Annotated in this window: 13 protein-coding genes and 1 riboswitch; of the genes, 7 read left to right on the top strand and 6 right to left on the bottom strand. The window is 42.1% G+C overall.

Going from position 1 to position 16,034, the window contains the following annotated elements; all coding sequences use genetic code 11:
* The first annotated feature begins 530 nt into the window (after positions 1–530).
* Together ABDZ72_RS05990 and ABDZ72_RS05995 are read left to right on the top strand one after the other, a co-directional pair.
* A complete protein-coding gene (locus ABDZ72_RS05990; RefSeq protein WP_425542356.1) occupies positions 531–1,301 on the top strand; it encodes a DNA-binding protein in 771 nt (256 codons plus the stop codon).
* Entirely contained in the window at positions 1,294–1,779 is a 486-nt protein-coding gene (locus ABDZ72_RS05995) for a hypothetical protein (protein WP_343751777.1), read from the top strand. The genes ABDZ72_RS05990 and ABDZ72_RS05995 overlap by 8 nt, the downstream gene beginning before the upstream one ends.
* A gap of 226 nt (positions 1,780–2,005) precedes the next feature.
* Here ABDZ72_RS05995 and ABDZ72_RS06000 read toward each other — a convergent pair whose 3' ends face one another.
* Together ABDZ72_RS06000 and ABDZ72_RS06005 are read right to left on the bottom strand one after the other, a co-directional pair.
* Complete coding sequence (locus tag ABDZ72_RS06000) at positions 2,006–3,730, bottom strand: EAL domain-containing protein (protein WP_343751778.1); 1,725 nt, start codon at positions 3,728–3,730, stop codon at positions 2,006–2,008.
* Between the two features lie 271 nt (positions 3,731–4,001).
* Positions 4,002–4,805, bottom strand: coding sequence for a LysM peptidoglycan-binding domain-containing protein (locus ABDZ72_RS06005; RefSeq protein ID WP_343751779.1), 804 nt, complete (start codon positions 4,803–4,805; stop codon positions 4,002–4,004).
* A 253-nt stretch (positions 4,806–5,058) separates the two neighbouring features.
* Between ABDZ72_RS06005 and ABDZ72_RS06010 the strand changes: the two genes are divergently transcribed.
* Positions 5,059–5,931, top strand: a complete 873-nt coding sequence (locus ABDZ72_RS06010) for a hypothetical protein (RefSeq protein WP_343751780.1) — start codon at positions 5,059–5,061, stop codon at positions 5,929–5,931.
* A 259-nt stretch (positions 5,932–6,190) separates the two neighbouring features.
* Here ABDZ72_RS06010 and ABDZ72_RS06015 read toward each other — a convergent pair whose 3' ends face one another.
* Entirely contained in the window at positions 6,191–6,550 is a 360-nt protein-coding gene (locus ABDZ72_RS06015; RefSeq protein ID WP_343751781.1) for a Lin0512 family protein, read from the bottom strand.
* Positions 6,551–6,708: 158 nt separating this feature from the next.
* A riboswitch (PreQ1 riboswitch) is annotated at positions 6,709–6,753 on the top strand.
* 6 nt (positions 6,754–6,759) lie between these two features.
* On the opposite strand from ABDZ72_RS06015, the gene ABDZ72_RS06020 reads away from it, so the two are divergent.
* Both ABDZ72_RS06020 and asnB read left to right on the top strand, forming a co-directional pair.
* Positions 6,760–7,251 (top strand): QueT transporter family protein, encoded by a 492-nt coding sequence (locus tag ABDZ72_RS06020; RefSeq protein WP_343751783.1) that lies wholly within the window; start codon positions 6,760–6,762, stop codon positions 7,249–7,251.
* Positions 7,252–7,388: 137 nt separating this feature from the next.
* Complete coding sequence (asnB, locus tag ABDZ72_RS06025; RefSeq protein WP_343751784.1) at positions 7,389–9,299, top strand: asparagine synthase (glutamine-hydrolyzing); 1,911 nt, start codon at positions 7,389–7,391, stop codon at positions 9,297–9,299.
* Between the two features lie 129 nt (positions 9,300–9,428).
* Here asnB and ABDZ72_RS06030 read toward each other — a convergent pair whose 3' ends face one another.
* The gene (locus tag ABDZ72_RS06030; protein ID WP_343751785.1) at positions 9,429–9,956 is read right to left on the bottom strand and encodes a gamma carbonic anhydrase; all 528 of its coding nucleotides are present in this window, start codon (positions 9,954–9,956) and stop codon (positions 9,429–9,431) included.
* 144 nt (positions 9,957–10,100) lie between these two features.
* Between ABDZ72_RS06030 and ABDZ72_RS06035 the strand changes: the two genes are divergently transcribed.
* The gene (locus ABDZ72_RS06035; RefSeq protein WP_343751786.1) at positions 10,101–11,225 is read left to right on the top strand and encodes a tetraprenyl-beta-curcumene synthase family protein; all 1,125 of its coding nucleotides are present in this window, start codon (positions 10,101–10,103) and stop codon (positions 11,223–11,225) included.
* Positions 11,226–11,277: 52 nt separating this feature from the next.
* On the opposite strand, the gene mnmM is transcribed toward ABDZ72_RS06035, so the two are convergent.
* Positions 11,278–11,847 (bottom strand): tRNA 5-(aminomethyl)-2-thiouridylate-methyltransferase MnmM, encoded by a 570-nt coding sequence (gene mnmM, locus ABDZ72_RS06040; RefSeq protein WP_343751788.1) that lies wholly within the window; start codon positions 11,845–11,847, stop codon positions 11,278–11,280.
* A gap of 448 nt (positions 11,848–12,295) precedes the next feature.
* Here mnmM and leuS point away from each other — a divergent pair, with 448 nt between their 5' ends.
* Positions 12,296–14,710 (top strand): leucine--tRNA ligase, encoded by a 2,415-nt coding sequence (gene leuS, locus ABDZ72_RS06045; protein WP_343751789.1) that lies wholly within the window; start codon positions 12,296–12,298, stop codon positions 14,708–14,710.
* A 110-nt stretch (positions 14,711–14,820) separates the two neighbouring features.
* Here the strand turns inward: leuS and ABDZ72_RS06050 are convergent, their stop codons facing one another.
* Complete coding sequence (locus ABDZ72_RS06050; protein ID WP_343751790.1) at positions 14,821–15,570, bottom strand: hypothetical protein; 750 nt, start codon at positions 15,568–15,570, stop codon at positions 14,821–14,823.
* Positions 15,571–16,034 lie beyond the last annotated feature (464 nt).

The raw sequence follows: 16,034 nt of genomic DNA on the forward strand, positions 1-16,034 counted from the left end.
GCTCGCATGGTTCTGAGAGGGGAGTGATACACAATCAGCCGTTAGGCTGAGAGGTTCACTCCTACTTGACCCGTTCACCTAGAGAATCGTACCTATGCTCTCAATGCAACGTTGTTCGTCTACCTTCCACGCTTCTCGCATATGGTTATACAAGAGTGCGGAAAGGGGAAAAGCAATAAAAGAATGAATTATTAGCAAATAGCGTTATTTAGATGAGCAACGGAGACAAGTGGATACCTTTGAAGAAGTATTGGGAAAAGTTGTACGTTCGAATACAACACTTGGGAATCGTTGAATTCGGTTTTCTAAGAGGAGAAAGATGGGAAAAACATAGAATAGAAAGAACAGATAGAATAAGAGCTGGAACGGTATTAGAAGAAAAAGAGAAGTAAAAGTTGAATGCGATTGTTGTGGAACATCGCGTATATTTTTTCTATGGCTGGATAGAATGATTAATGATTATGTATAAATCGTTAATTAATTAAAATTGACTTTTTATTAACAATAAAGCTATAATGGAGGTGAGAGAGGTGAAAATGATGACTGCGACGATATTTGAAGAAACAGAAAAAGACATTGAAAATGCTTATAAGTTAAAAAGTAAATCAAAGATTGAAAAAGAGACAAGTTATATTTTGAGCCAAATTATCGTCATCATGATAGGGACTTTTAAGGATCGCCTAAAGGAAATTACCTTTGATACGACCTACCTTCATTTCAATGAGCAATACATTTTATCGGATAAAAACCGTCTAGCGTTATTAGAATGGTTAAAACGTCTGATGTTACTTAGCATGCCAACCAGTGATTTGGAATTTGGAAAACTTAAGCTGGATTTAGAGGAATGGTATTATCAAATTAGTGGTAAAGATATTATTTTCGAATATCGGGAGGACTATTTGATCAAACCAAAACAAGCAGCAAGTCTTCTAGGCGTATCTAACGTCACCCTGAACAAATATATGAAGCAGGGGTTTGAACATATTGATACGTCTTCTCATAATAAGATTCCAAAACATGCGGTAGATCTTTGGAAGGACCCAGTGTATTGTATTAAGATGCAATACCTCTATCAAGAGAAGAAGCGATTACGTCAAACACCTGAAGAACGGTTAAGTGAAGTTTATGAAGAATTGATGCAATACAAAAAGAAATACAAGACGCCTTATATTGAAAAATCCTTTGAAGGAATAGACATTGATATGATGGATGACCCCTCTGATTATTATGAATGGCGGGATCTCCTTGAAGAGGAAGAGCAGCTAACCAATCAAATTATAGGAGAGAAGGATATTGAGTAGTGAGACGGAAAAAATCCTTCTCCCTGCGAACATACCAGAGATATTAGGGAAATATGGTGACTTGTTCTGCAATTATATTGAATTGTCACCAAAGGATTCGATATACGGTAATTATAAGCGGACCAATAATAAGTTATCAGTGCTGTTTCCACTGATAGAGCACCCTGTACACGGGAAGACAGGGTTACATGCAACCGAAAAATATGAAGATGGCTTTGTTATAGAGTACCATTACCAATGGAAAGTTATCATTCCAAAAATGGGAAAACTGTATAATCATATTTCGGCTTGGGAAAATGAGCTACACGATGCATCATGGACCCCGGGGAAATACAAAATTAAGTCAGAACCTCATCATCATCATCATGTACCCGGTAACAGGGGCCAACGAAAGGAAAATTGGGACATCTTAACCTTAGATGATGCCTTCTCTTTCGTTGATCATTACATACGAAGCGGTGAAGAGTATAAGCCATAAAGGGCTCCTTTACAGAGAAGTTCTACACAAATAAGTTCAAGCATCATAAAATCTCCTCCATTTTCAAAATGAACAGTGCCTGACACTGTTCGCATTAAGATCGGCTGTGGTCTTTTCATACGATGGCGGTAAGGTAAACTAGAAATTTTTATACCAACAACTAACATGAGCGTAAGCGCATCAGGTATGGTTTGATGCAATCCATACCTGATGCGCTTTTTAACTATTAATGTTTGCTGGCAGGTGCGCCATATTGTTCTTGTCCATTGTTGTTGTATAAATAAGGAATAGCTGTTGCATTAACCGGTTTACTCCAATAGAATCCCTGACCTTCATGGCAGTTTTGATTTTGGAGGTAGGCCAATTGGTCATAACTTTCAATGCCTTCAGCCAAAACCGTGAAATTAAGATTCTGTCCCATATTAATGATGGTATTGACGATGACGTCGTCGTCAAAGTCCAAATCATGAATGAAAGATTTATCAATTTTAAGGGTATTGATAGGCAACTGCTTGAGATAATTGAGTGACGAATACCCTGTTCCAAAGTCATCAATGGAGATGTTGACACCCAATGCCTGCAGATCGTTAATGACTGCTGCTGATTCGCTGACATTGAGAATGGTTCCTTCTGTCAACTCTAAATCCAAATAGGCTGGATCAATCTTTGTTTCCGTTAAAATAGCTTTTAAATCATTGACGAAGTCTCGATTTCTTAATTGGACGGGCGATACATTAACGGAAACTCTCTGTAAAAAAATACCTTCATTCTGCCATTCCTTTAATTGCTGACAGACGGACTTAAGAATCCATTTGCCGACAGGGATAATTAGCCCTAATTCTTCCAAAAGTGGAATGAATTCTGCGGGTGACACAGCACCTAAATACGGACTATACCAGCGCAGCAGCGATTCCAAACCAACAACCTCTTCGCTTTCTAATCCGATAAAAGGCTGATAGACAATGGTGAACTGATCATTCTCAAGAGCAAATCTTAGTTCATGTTCCATATGCTGATAGCGTTCCATATCATGGTTTTGACTTTGTGTGTTAAAGCAATACGTGTTGCCACCTTGCTTTTTGGCATGGTACATGGCTGTATCGGCGTTCCGGATAAATGTTTCAATGGCTTTTGACCGATGATCATGCCCTGGCAGGAGTTGATTAGTGCTAATACCTATACTGGTTGTCACCCTGATTGACTGGTAATCAATATAAATCGGCTTCTCAAATTGGTCGATAATCTTACTGGCAAATGTCTCAATATCTTCACGCTTATAGACGTTATCCAGTAAGATGATAAACTCATCACCGCCTTCTCTCACGATGAAATCCGAATCACGCAGACAACTCCGGAGTCTGTCAGCAATTTTTTGTAAGATGATATCTCCTGCATAATGGCCATAATTATCATTAAGTGATTTAAACCGATCAATATCCAGGAAGAAAACCGTTATCTTATGGTTTTCTTCAAGGTTGTTTCCCCATTCGTTAAGCAAATGACGATTGGGCAATGATGTTAGCTGATCATAATACGCCAGCTGCTTGATGGTTTCTTCATATTGTTTCCTTTGCGTAATATCATGACGTATGGAAATGTATTGATACGGTTTTCCATTGTCGTTTAGGAATGGCATGATGGTTGTTTCAACCCAATAATAAGTTCCATCCTTGGCTTTATTTTTGATTTCACCCTTCCAAACCTTACCGGATCCTATCGTTTTCCACAGATTATGAAAAAATGCACGACTGTGATATCCGGAATTAATGATATTTTGATAGCTCCCAATCAGTTCTTCATTCGTGTACTTGGACAACTCAGTGAATTTCTCATTAGCTGATTGAATGACACCGCGATGATCAGTAACAGCAACAATTGACGACTCATTGAGGGCTGTTTCAATATCATGACGGTTTTTAAGTTCTTTGTTTAATTCAGACTCGTAATTCATAGGACCTCCTCATGATTACGGCATTATTATATACCGGGAGAACTATGTCTTTCATACTATTAAAACATAATTAATGTCAAAATGGTGGTTTTGGTGCATGATGTCAAATAATTATCATGGTTTTAAGTTTAGGAGTGGTAGAATTAATTAATAAACACGATAATCCTATAAGAAAGGTGAAAAGTGTTATCTAGCTTGATTCGGGGATTGGAAGCCGGTTGTTCGTAGTTTTGAATTGCTATTTGCGGATGTCTGACTCCCTATTCCCACCTTAAATAATAAAATGAATTTTCACCTGGACCAAATCCTGTATTTCGTCATCTCTTGGACTCCTCGTATATACCCAAACGTCCCCAATATCAGAGGTGGGCTGCCTGTCAAATGGCAAAGAGCTTTGGAAAAATCCGTAAGCTGGTGCACCCTGGCTTGCAGTGGCAGCCCTTTTATTGGATACAATCACGCCATTGCTATCACGAATCTGATGGAGGACATTTCCCTCAAAACTGCGAACCCATCCCGCAACAGGGAAACCATCTTGGATAACCGTTCCAGGTATCGGGTAAGTGACGGTGATATTTGCTGTGGAAGGAAGCGGAATAATTAGTGAATATCCCGGCCAAATGAGATCAGGTGAAAAGCCCGGGCGGCCAAGATTAGCTCTGATTATTTCTGAACGGTGAATGCCAAATCGTTGTTGAATTTGAAAGAGAGTATCCCCTTTCTCTACATTATAAATAAAGGCTGGGACATCAAGCTGCTGGCTGGAGATGATAACATCTGGGTTATTGATAGCAGGGTTCATTGCAGTCATTAATCCATAGGTAGTCGAAAAACGTATGGTAATATCAGTTAGTGTATCTCCGGGTGCTACCATGTAATACGTGTCGATATTGCCGGCAGTGGAGACAACTAATCGTTGACCGGGGAAGATTAATTCAGGAGCGGTGACTGGCGGATATAAATGATTTGCCTCAGCAATTGCTTGTGGGGAACTCGAAAAACGATTAGCTATTTCGTAAAGGGTATCGCCCGCTTGAACGGTGTAAATATAGTGCGTACCGACTGCAATACTCAATTGAATCAACTCCAATAGTGCAAAAGTCGTTATATGTTATGTTTTATAGCAGGCGGGTGTGTAGATTCTGTCAAAAGAAGCCTAGAAATAACTAGGATCAGCGAGCATTGCTCATACTTGCTCGCTCTATGGAACAACCTTTGTTAAGTGCTTTCCGAAAAAACTCTAACAATTGTAATTCACGAATCTGATTCATACAAATATAATACGGGAATGGTGTTATAAGTACGCTCATTAGGAGGGAAGAGAGCTTATGAAATGGGTTATCACAATTGCAATGACAGGAATTCTTGTACTTGGTTTAAGTGGCTGTGGAACACCGGAGAATGATCAGGGAAAGTCTGAGAACACGTCTGGCAATCAGGAACAGCAAACGGAAATGGACGGCCATAGCAACGATGGTTCTGACAAGGGTCAAAACAATCATGAGGCAGATGAGGGACAAACGAAAAACGGACAAAATCAGCCGGATAATAAAGCGGCTGAAAAACCGCCAGTTGAAACATTGAGTCATACCTTTCAACAATTATTGATTCAGGAAACGAACAAGAACGGCCGGGTCCAAACGTTCGATTCAAAATCAGAATTAATCAAGAAGCTAACAGACGTTACAACGAAAGAACTAGCCCAAATGTATGTCAACGAATACTACCATGAAAAAGACGGCAAATTGTATTTGGAGGCGCAAGATGCTCCCGTATGGATTAATACGAATCAGCCGTATCAGACAAAGAAGCTAAGTGATCAAACATATCAAGTTATTCAAGAAGCGGAAAGCGAACTTTACGGGGCTTACACTTTAACCGTAACATTCCAGCTTCAGGATGGACAATGGAAGATCAACAAACGAAATAGGACAAGGAAAGACGTGAATGACCAAGGGAATAATCATGCGAACAACGAACAGGAATTAACAAGAAAAGAGGCGCAAAAGTTGGTTCGTGATCATGCGGGGCTTACAAATAAACCAAATGTAAAAGTGGAATACGATCATATGGAAAATGATCGATACGTCATTCATGTCTATGATGTCGTGGACCATGAACAAGATAGTGCTTCTCATACAGCGACTCGAAACTGGTATTATGTAGAACCAAAAACAGGCGGGATCCAATCAATGTTCTGATAAAGTGAAACGTTATTCAATTGGGCCCTTCTGCCCGCTGAATGGCAGTTTAACGAAGGATAAATGCTGGTAGTAAGGTTAGTCTCAGCATAGGACTCACCAATTACTTCCTATTGTGTCATAACAGCGTTTTATATCCTCCCCGCCGACGTTATCAAAATACACATCATCCCCATTAGGGCAGGCACGCTTCAAGTTACGTTTGATATCGTTTGTTGTCTGGTAATTGATGCCATCATGGGGAGTTATGTGTTCGTTGTTAGTAACCTACTTCCACCACCGCGTTGACAATATACATAAGGTCGTTTGTGTCTTGTTGGTCCTCCAAATAAATGCCACTCGTCGTGGCCATACCTCCGTTCATTACTTCCACAGTGACTGTCCCATATGGAATAAGTGCCTTGATATTCTCTTCGTTCAACTGATCATGATCTTCCGGAATAGCCAGCTTCACATATACGTGCATATTATTCAAGCTATTGTCCGGCAACATGGTTCGCACGCCGGGCATGGAATTATAGTGGATAGCGTTGGTCACAGCCCGTTCCGACGCCACGTTGACATCCTGACCGTGCACGTCAATACCCATTCCCGTTTCAATGAATAGAATGTTTTCCATAACATTTTCCTCCTTCTAGTAAATGTCTAATTTCCTCCAATTTCATTGTATCCTTTCTCGATCGTTGTTCAAACTGATATGGATTAATATTGGTGTAGTAATCGTCTTGCACATTCCTTTTTTTCGGGTATAATAGAATCGTTTGGAACGAGTATCTCCAAACCGTGGTTCGAAACCATCCCACGATAAAAAACTAAGGAGTGATATAATTGAATATCAAAACGTTAACCGCCAATGCACTGGTGGCAGCTACTTATGTCGTTGTGTCATTGGCCATCGCACCGATTGCCTTCTCGAACATTCAGTTTCGCATCCCTGAAGTGTTCAACCACCTCGTTGTCTTCAATAAAAAATATTTTTTCGGCATCGTATTGGGTGTCCTCTTGACGAATTTATTTTCGCCGACTGGTGTGTACGATTTAACATTTGGCGTTGCTCACTCGGCGCTATCGCTAGGAATCATCATACTTTTGGCTAAATTTATTAAACATAAGTTGACATTGCTCGTCATCAACACGATCGTATTTACATTCAATATGTTTATCATTGCGTTTGAACTCTATCTTGCAGCTGGTTTGCCATTTCTGTTGACATGGCTGTTGACTGCTATGGGGGAATTCGGAATTATGGCTATCGGGATCCCAATAATGTATGCTCTAAATAGAAAATTGAATTTTAATGATATGATGGAAAAACGTTAATTCAGTATCAACAATCTTCACCATTGTCGTTGGTGTGCGTCTGTCGTGCAACACGATAGTCAAGCGTTTTTTGTCGTTATAGGTCGTTGGTTTTTGATATAATAAACAAGCAACATGATAGAAAGTGAGGCAAGAAAATGTGTGGTTTTATTGGTTTGATACGCAATGACCCTGCGGTACCCAATGAGGAAGAGAAAAAATCGTTTAAACAGCAGAATAACGTAATGACACATAGAGGCCCTGACGATGAAGGGTATTATCATGATGCTTACGTTTCGTTTGGGTTCCGGCGATTAAGCATTATCGATCCTGACAGCGGTCAGCAGCCTTTAAGCTATGATGATGATACCATCTTAATCGTCTTCAATGGTGAAATCTATAATTATGTTGAACTTCGTCGTGATTTGACTGCAGAAGGTTATACGTTTACTACGGAGTCGGACACAGAAGTTATTGCAGCTTTGTTCAAAAAATATAAAGAAAAGGCATTTGCCCATTTGCGCGGCATGTTTTCCATTCTTATTTGGGACAAAGAACAGGAAACACTGTACGGCGCACGTGATCCATTTGGCATTAAACCGTTATTTTATCGGGAAACGGACGAGGAAATGGTTTTCGCTTCTGAGAAGAAAAGCATTCTCTCCATGTATGAACATGACGATGTCAACCTGGAGGCATTGCAGCATTATTTGAGTTTCCAATTTGTACCGGAGCCAATGACCATGACAACGAGCATTCAAAAAATGGAACCCGGACATTACTTTATAAAACGGCCGTCTGAAAAGATGACGCAGCATCGCTATTGGCAGGCGTCATTCTCCCCGGTATTGATGGACAAGCAGGATTGGATAAAACGTATCCGGGATGTCATGTCTGATTCGGTTAAGATGCATATGCGCAGCGATGTTCCGGTCGGATCGTTTCTATCCGGCGGTATTGATTCAACGATTATTGCCGCCATAGCAAAAGAAATAAATCCGGACATCAAGACATTTTCCGTTGGCTTTGAACGCGAAGGCTATTCCGAAGTTGATGTTGCTAAAGAAACAGCAGACAAACTCGGAGTGGAAAACATAGCTTATCGAATCACCCCGGAGGAATATGTGGCCAATCTCCCGAAAATCATGTGGCATATGGATGACCCGCTTGCTGATCCAGCTTGTGTGCCGCTATACTTTGTGGCACGCGAGGCACGGAAGCATGTCGCCGTCGTTTTGTCCGGTGAGGGCGCTGATGAACTGTTCGGCGGTTACAATATTTATCGTGAACCCGAATCATTGAAACTGTTTGACTCTATCCCGGCTCCCGCTAAACACCTGCTGCGCCGAGTCGCTGATGTCATGCCGGAAGGGGTACGCGGCAAAAGCTTCCTCCAGCGGGGAACCACCCCATTGCGGGATCGCTACATCGGCAATGCTAAAATGTTTGAAGATGATGAAAAGCAAACGTTCCTGAAGTCATTCCGGGATGACTTATCCTATCGGAAAATAACGGAGCCATTATATGATCAGATGAGCGATGGTCCGCTCATTAATCAAATGCAGTATATTGACATTCATACGTGGATGCGCGGGGATATTTTGTTAAAAGCGGATCGGACGACGATGGCTCATTCTCTGGAGCTTCGTGTACCTTTTTTGGATAAAGAGGTATTCCGAGTGGCAAGTCAACTGCCACCTCAATTAAAAACAGCCAATGGCACGACGAAAAGCATATTGCGTGAAGCGTCACGCGGTATAATACCAGATCATGTGCTCGATCGGAAAAAGCTTGGGTTTCCTGTTCCTATCCGCCATTGGTTAAAGAATGAATTGTATGATTGGGCAAAACAGTTGATTCATGACAGTTCCACAGATCATTTGCTGCATAAATCATACATCCTTGAACTGCTTGACGCTCATTGTCAAGACAAGGGGGATTACAGCCGCAAAATTTGGACAGTTCTCATGTTTATGTTATGGCATCAGATTTTTGTGGAGAATAAATATGATTTGAACGCATTGTCCCTGAGTGAACAAGATGTTGGAACTGTCGAAAAGACCGGATGAAATAATGTATATTAAAAACAGGCGGTTACGTTCGCTAACGATCGTAGCCGCCTGATTTATGTTCAATGAACTATTGATGAAAGATAAAAAACCGATAATTGACGTTTTACGTTATAAGAAGCTGTATGGTTAAAACGATTGGCCGGTATTGGTGTGATGTTTATAATACCGCCCTTTGTCAACATAGGATTTTCCAACGCGCGCCATTTCGTCATAGTCTTCTTTGGTCAATGCGCGAACAACCTTGGCTGGTCGTCCTAATGCAAGCGAATAGGGAGGTATGGTTTTGCCAGGTGGAACGAGACTTCCCGCACCGATAAAGGCATATTCTCCGATTTCGGCATCGTCCAGAATAAGGGACCCCATGCCAATCAGGGCATTGTTCCTGACTGTGCATGCATGCAGTGTGACTTGGTGGCCGATCGTTACATCATCCTCAATCGTTATCGGCAAGTCAGGGCTTTGATGGAGCAGCGACAGATCCTGGATATTAACTCTGGAACCGATTCTTGTCGGTGCCACATCGCCACGGATAACGGTTTTGAACCAGACACTGGAATCTTCCTGAATAGTAACGTCTCCGATTACGTCGGCATCGTGTGCAATGAAAACAGATGGATGAATCGTGGGTTCGGTTTGCTTAAAGTGGTCTATCATTTGAATCCGCCTCCAAAATATGGTGATATTAGTAGTATAGTGTTTGTGAAAGAAGGAGACAAACCGGATGTTTTAACAAATGCCAAAGTCCCTTGTCACTGAAGAAGGGGCTGAACTGTTGTCGAAGCTATTGGAGGGAATGGGTTGGGTTACAGCGTACCGAGAACACCTATGACATTAATGACTGCGGTGTATAGATACATCTTCCCAGCAGTCCGTCACGAATTAACACATTGGCAAACGCGTGCGGAACAAATACCGGATAATGAATTGCGGGATCAGGCCCTGGCAAGCATGGGTTCAAAGCGGTTTCATTGTATGGGTGGAGCTGTTTATGCTTTACTTGCCGGCTATCGATGGCATGAGGCGGTGCGTTTCATCGTTGCCTATCAGACGATAAGTGATTATTTGGATAATCTGTGTGATCGGAGCACGTCGATGGATCCGGACGATTTCCGGCAACTGCATCAAGCCATGACCGATGCATTGACTCAAGATAATCCCATTAAAAATTACTATGCATTTCATGATGAGCAGGATGATGGCGAATACTTGGCCGATTTAGTCCGGGAGTGTCAAAAAACGATGCGGAACATGGCCAACTACGGTATTATCCAGGAACACTTATCCGAATTGGAACATCTATACAGTGATTTGCAAGTCCATAAACATGTCAGGATGGATGAGCGAATCAGCCGGTTAACGGCCTGGTTCCATAACCACGAAGGCCCATCCTATTCGTTATACTGGCATGAGTTTGCGGCTGCTGCCGGTTCAACCCTGGGTGTATTCTGTCTCGTTTCCTATACCATGTGCGGCCGAATGAACGAAAACATGGCCACACGTATCATGGAAAGTTATTTCCCTTATATGCAAGGGTTGCATATTCTCTTAGATTATTATATTGACCAAAAGGAAGATACGCTTGAAGGTGATTTGAATTTCTGCCGTTATTATGAAAGCGTTGATCAGATGAAAGAACGATTCTGCTATTTTATCAGGCAGGCAGATCGTTATGTTCAACAGCTGATGGATAGACCCTTCCATAAAATGGTATATCAAGGCCTTATTGGGCTATATCTGGGCGACCCGAAAGTGAACAACCTAAACAACGGTAGGGATATGAAAACACTATTGTTTCGCGAAAGTGGCCATTCTTCATCCTTTTTTCACTGGAATGCGAAAGCTTATCATTGGTTCTGTAAAACAAAGGCCCGTTTTCCGGTAGGCCAAAAGGCAGCGAACCGGAAAAGCAGCAGGGAAAATTAATCGTTTATTCCGCATATAACGAACAGCAATCGTTTGTTATGGGCGTTTTCCTTTAATGTCTTTTTTGAATGGCCAGTATGAAGGGAGGCTCGTTTTTCTGATTGATAAAACCATAATATAAAACATGGTAGTATGTTTGATCGAGCAGACTTACATAATGCAGAAGGTGCTCTTTTTCCTGGTCCCCGCCTTTATGACCGTGATAAATAACAAGTACGATGAGTCCGTTTTGCTTTAAGTGGGACAGAATACCTTCCATCGCCAGAATCGTTGTTTCACTATTCGTAATAACGGTTTTGTCACTTCCGGGAAGATAACCAAGATTAAAAATAGCTCCGCCGAGACGGGTGAGACGGTCAACCGGAATGTGGTGGATAAAGTTGCTATGACTGTCGTGAATAATGGTTGCGTTAGTCAATTGTTCCCGAGCAAGGCGATCCCTGGTATGAATGATGGCCTGCTCCTGAATGTCGAAACCGTAAACATGTCCGTTAGTGCCGACAGTCTTGCTAAGAAAAACGGTGTCGTTGCCATTGCCGCATGTGGCATCGATAACGGTATCTCCCCCGGTAATCGATTCACTCAGCAAATGATGTGCATACTTGAGAATTCCCTTTATCATGAATGTTTGTACTCCTTTATGTAACGTGCTATGATTAGTTTAGCATGAAATAGAAACAATGGAAACGTTACACACTCGATAACATTTGACAAAGATTGGTGCATTAGCTAGAATGCGTTATACATAGCTGACCGTTGAAGAAAAGGAGCCGTAATGAATCGTTCCGGGTAAAGCAAGGCAGTAGCTAGTGTTATCTGTCCCCTGGGGGTTTGTGAACGCACCTTTAAGCTGCACGGACGAATCATCCATCAGTCGTCTTGTGCCGTCCATCTGCGTTAAGGAATAAGTGAACGCCAGTGCTGCGTTAATTTGGGTGGTACCGCGGGAGAAGCTTCTCGTCCCTTACAAGAGGGATGAGTGGCTTTTTTATTAAAAAATGACTGATGCAGACAAGCCCGTATGGAAATGCTGCTTGCCGTCCGTAAAAAAGAATAAGGGAGGACACGTGATGAGCTTCAATCATCAAGAAATCGAAAAGAAATGGCAGAATTATTGGGCTGAACATAAAACATTTAAAGCCGATACATTTTCGAATAAGGAAAAAGTGTATGCACTGGATATGTTCCCTTATCCATCGGGGGCCGGATTGCATGTTGGACATCCGGAAGGCTATACCGCAACGGATATTTACTCCCGGATGAAACGGATGCAGGGCTATGAAGTGCTTCATCCAATGGGCTGGGATGCGTTTGGCTTGCCGGCGGAACAGCATGCGATTGATACAGGCAACAGTCCGGCAGCATTCACAAACGAAAATATTGCGACGTTCAAACGGCAAATTAAAGAACTCGGCTTTTCCTACGACTGGGATCGTGAAATCAATACGACCGATCCGAATTATTATAAATGGACACAATGGATCTTCCTTAAATTGTATGAACATGGATTGGCTTATATGGATGAAATTCCAGTCAATTGGTGCCCGGCGCTTGGTACCGTCCTTGCCAATGAAGAAGTGATCGACGGTAAGAGTGAACGTGGCGGTCATCCAGTTGTGCGCAAACCGATGAAACAATGGATGCTGCGGATCACCTCCTATGCAGACCGTCTTCTGGATGATCTCGACGATGTTGACTGGCCGGATAGCATTAAAGAGATGCAACGAAACTGGATTGGCCGATCCGAGGGTGCTGAGGTGACATTTTCTATCGATGGTCAAACAGATGCATTCACGGCCTTTACAACCAGACCGGATACATTGTTTGGCGCAACGTATGCTGTCTTTGCACCGGAGCATCCGCTTGTAGAGAAAATCGTGACACCTCAGCAACAAGCAAAAGTGGATGCGTATCTAAAGGAGATAGAAACGAAGTCAGAACTGGAGCGAACCGACCTGGCTAAAGAAAAAACCGGTGTCTTTACAGGTGCTTACGCCATTAATCCGGTTAATAACGAAAAAATGCCAATCTGGATTGCCGATTATGTATTGATGGGTTATGGAAGTGGTGCCATTATGGCGGTTCCTGGCCATGACGAGCGCGACTACGCATTTGCTCAGCAATTTGAATTGCCGATTAAAGAAGTGGTTGCCGGTGGAGATCTTTCTGAAGATGCTTATACCGAAGACGGGGAACACGTTAATTCCGATTTCCTTAACGGTCTGTATACCGATGATGCCATTGCTAAAATGATTGAATGGTTGGAAACGAATGACATCGGAACACGAAAAGTGACCTATCGACTTAGAGATTGGCTGTTTTCCAGACAGCGTTATTGGGGAGAGCCGATTCCCATCATTCACTGGGAAGATGGCTCTATGAGTGCTGTCCCAGAGAATGAATTGCCGCTTGAATTGCCGGAAATGGATGAAATAAAGCCATCCGGAACCGGGGAGTCGCCACTGGCAACGAGTCCTTGGGTCCAAGTTCAGGATCCCGAAACAGGTATGAAAGGCCGGCGTGAAACGAACACTATGCCGCAATGGGCCGGAAGTTGCTGGTATTTCTTGCGGTTTATCGATCCAAATAACCCGGACGGATTAGCGGATCCTGACGCTTTAAAAGAATGGCTCCCGGTTGATATTTATATCGGTGGTGCTGAACACGCCGTGCTTCACCTTTTGTATGCGCGATTCTGGCATAAGTTTTTGTATGACATTGGTGTCGTACCGACGAAAGAGCCATTCATGAAGCTCTTCAATCAAGGAATGATCCTTGGTGAAGGCAACGAAAAAATGAGTAAATCCAAAGGTAATGTCATTAACCCGGATGATATCATTTCAACACATGGTGCCGATACATTACGGCTGTATGAAATGTTCATGGGTCCTTTGGAGGCAGCCGTTGCCTGGTCGACAAATGGTTTGGACGGAGCGCGCCGCTTTTTGGATCGCGTATGGCGCCTATTTGTGAATGAGCAGGGCGGGTTGTCTGAAAAGATTGCTGACACGGACGATGCTTCCCCGCTGGACAAGGTGTATCATGAAACCGTTAAAAAGGTAACCGAGGATTTTGAAAATCTACATTTCAATACCGGCATTTCACAGCTGATGGTGTTTATCAACGAAGGGTACAAAGCCGAAACGATTCCGAAAAAGTATGTGGAAGGATTTGTTAAATTGCTTTCCCCGGTTGCTCCCCATTTGTCTGAAGAAATGTGGGAGGTTCTGGGGTATCCGGAAACCATCAGTTATGCGGAATGGCCCGGGTACGACGAAAACAAACTTGTCGAGGATGAAGTGGAAGTTGTTCTGCAGGTGATGGGCAAAGTACGAGCCAAAATGACCGCACCAAAAGATATATCGAAAGAAGAACTGGAAAAACAAGCGCTTCAGCATGAAAAAATTCAGGAGTTTCTGGAAGGAAAAACGGTGCGCAAAGTAATTGTCGTGCCAGGGAAGCTTGTTAATATCGTGGCCAATTAACGTGATTTCGTTTATCAAAAGGATCTCGCCCAGTGTATGGGAGGAGATCCTTTTTTAATAATGGATTATTGCGGGTCAGTCGTCATAAAGCAGAAAGGGAGGACGTGATATTAATTGCTTGGTACCCATTCCGTCTTTAAAATAATCCATTGATCTTTTTCAAAATACCATAAGGTTTCCACCGTTCCGAGTTGATCACTGCGGAACGCGCCACTGATTCGTTGTTTACTTTTTAATCCATATCCTTTTTGCTTATTGATTTTAACTGGTTTAAAGGACGCAATCGGCTCAATCATGGGGGCGTTTTCTTCAATTAACTCTCCATTTTGATCATAAATACCGAGTTCAATGTAACGGGAATCTCGATCACTAATATCCACGATAGAGGGATCTTTATCAGGCGCAATTTTTACTTCCACTTGAAAATCATCTTTGAACATGGCTTGAATAAATGTTTGCTTTGGAAGCGGTATTTGTTTAAGTTGGTTTTTTTGTACGGTATGCAGTTGATAGTCATACAAATTGGCCTTTTTGTTAGATAAACTCTGATACAGAATATCCTTTACACCGTCATGATTTAAATCATGGAAATGCATTTGCGGTTCATAGCCGCCATCATACTGGATTTCCCATTCGCCTCCATCTTTAGAAGATAGGAAAGCCCAGGTATCCATGTAGTATTTTGTATCGTCTGCAAATGATACTCCTTTTAATGTAATGGTTTCCTTCTCCGTATCACCGGTTACATCGTTGTTATAGGAAGCAAGGTGTTTGGGAGCCGGTTTATTATTTTCTTCTGCCATCACCGTAAATGGAATCAGTAATAACGCAAACACTAGTAATCGAATACCATTTTTCATTTATATCACCTCGGACTGTCTGGTTGGATTACTTTGTTCCATTTTCATGCATATTATGTATGGTGTTTATTCAGGAAAAAATTCATTGAATTTCTTTGTTGTATACCATTGACTTTTTTCTTGTGAGGTAGTAATATAACTCTTGCTGCTTAAAAACAGCACACATTTAATTCACTCATTCATTCCATTGATCAATTTTATTTAAAAAAGTATTGACAGTCGGTTATGACGGTGATATAATAATTTTTGCTGTCGGGGAAAGACAGCGACAGACAATTCGTTGCTCCTTGAAAACTGAACAAAACAGCCAGTATGACAGATGGATGTCAGAGGCAGGAAGTCGGAATGCTGATGTGTATATCGGCTGAATGACTTACCCCTTGAAATCCACAAAAATAAGCGAAGCCAATGAACGGCTGATCGGTGTCAGTCGTATCCCAAACTTTTTTGGAGAGTTTGATCTT

Source organism: Lentibacillus halophilus (assembly GCF_039522485.1).
GTDB lineage: Bacteria > Bacillota > Bacilli > Bacillales > Amphibacillaceae > Lentibacillus > Lentibacillus halophilus.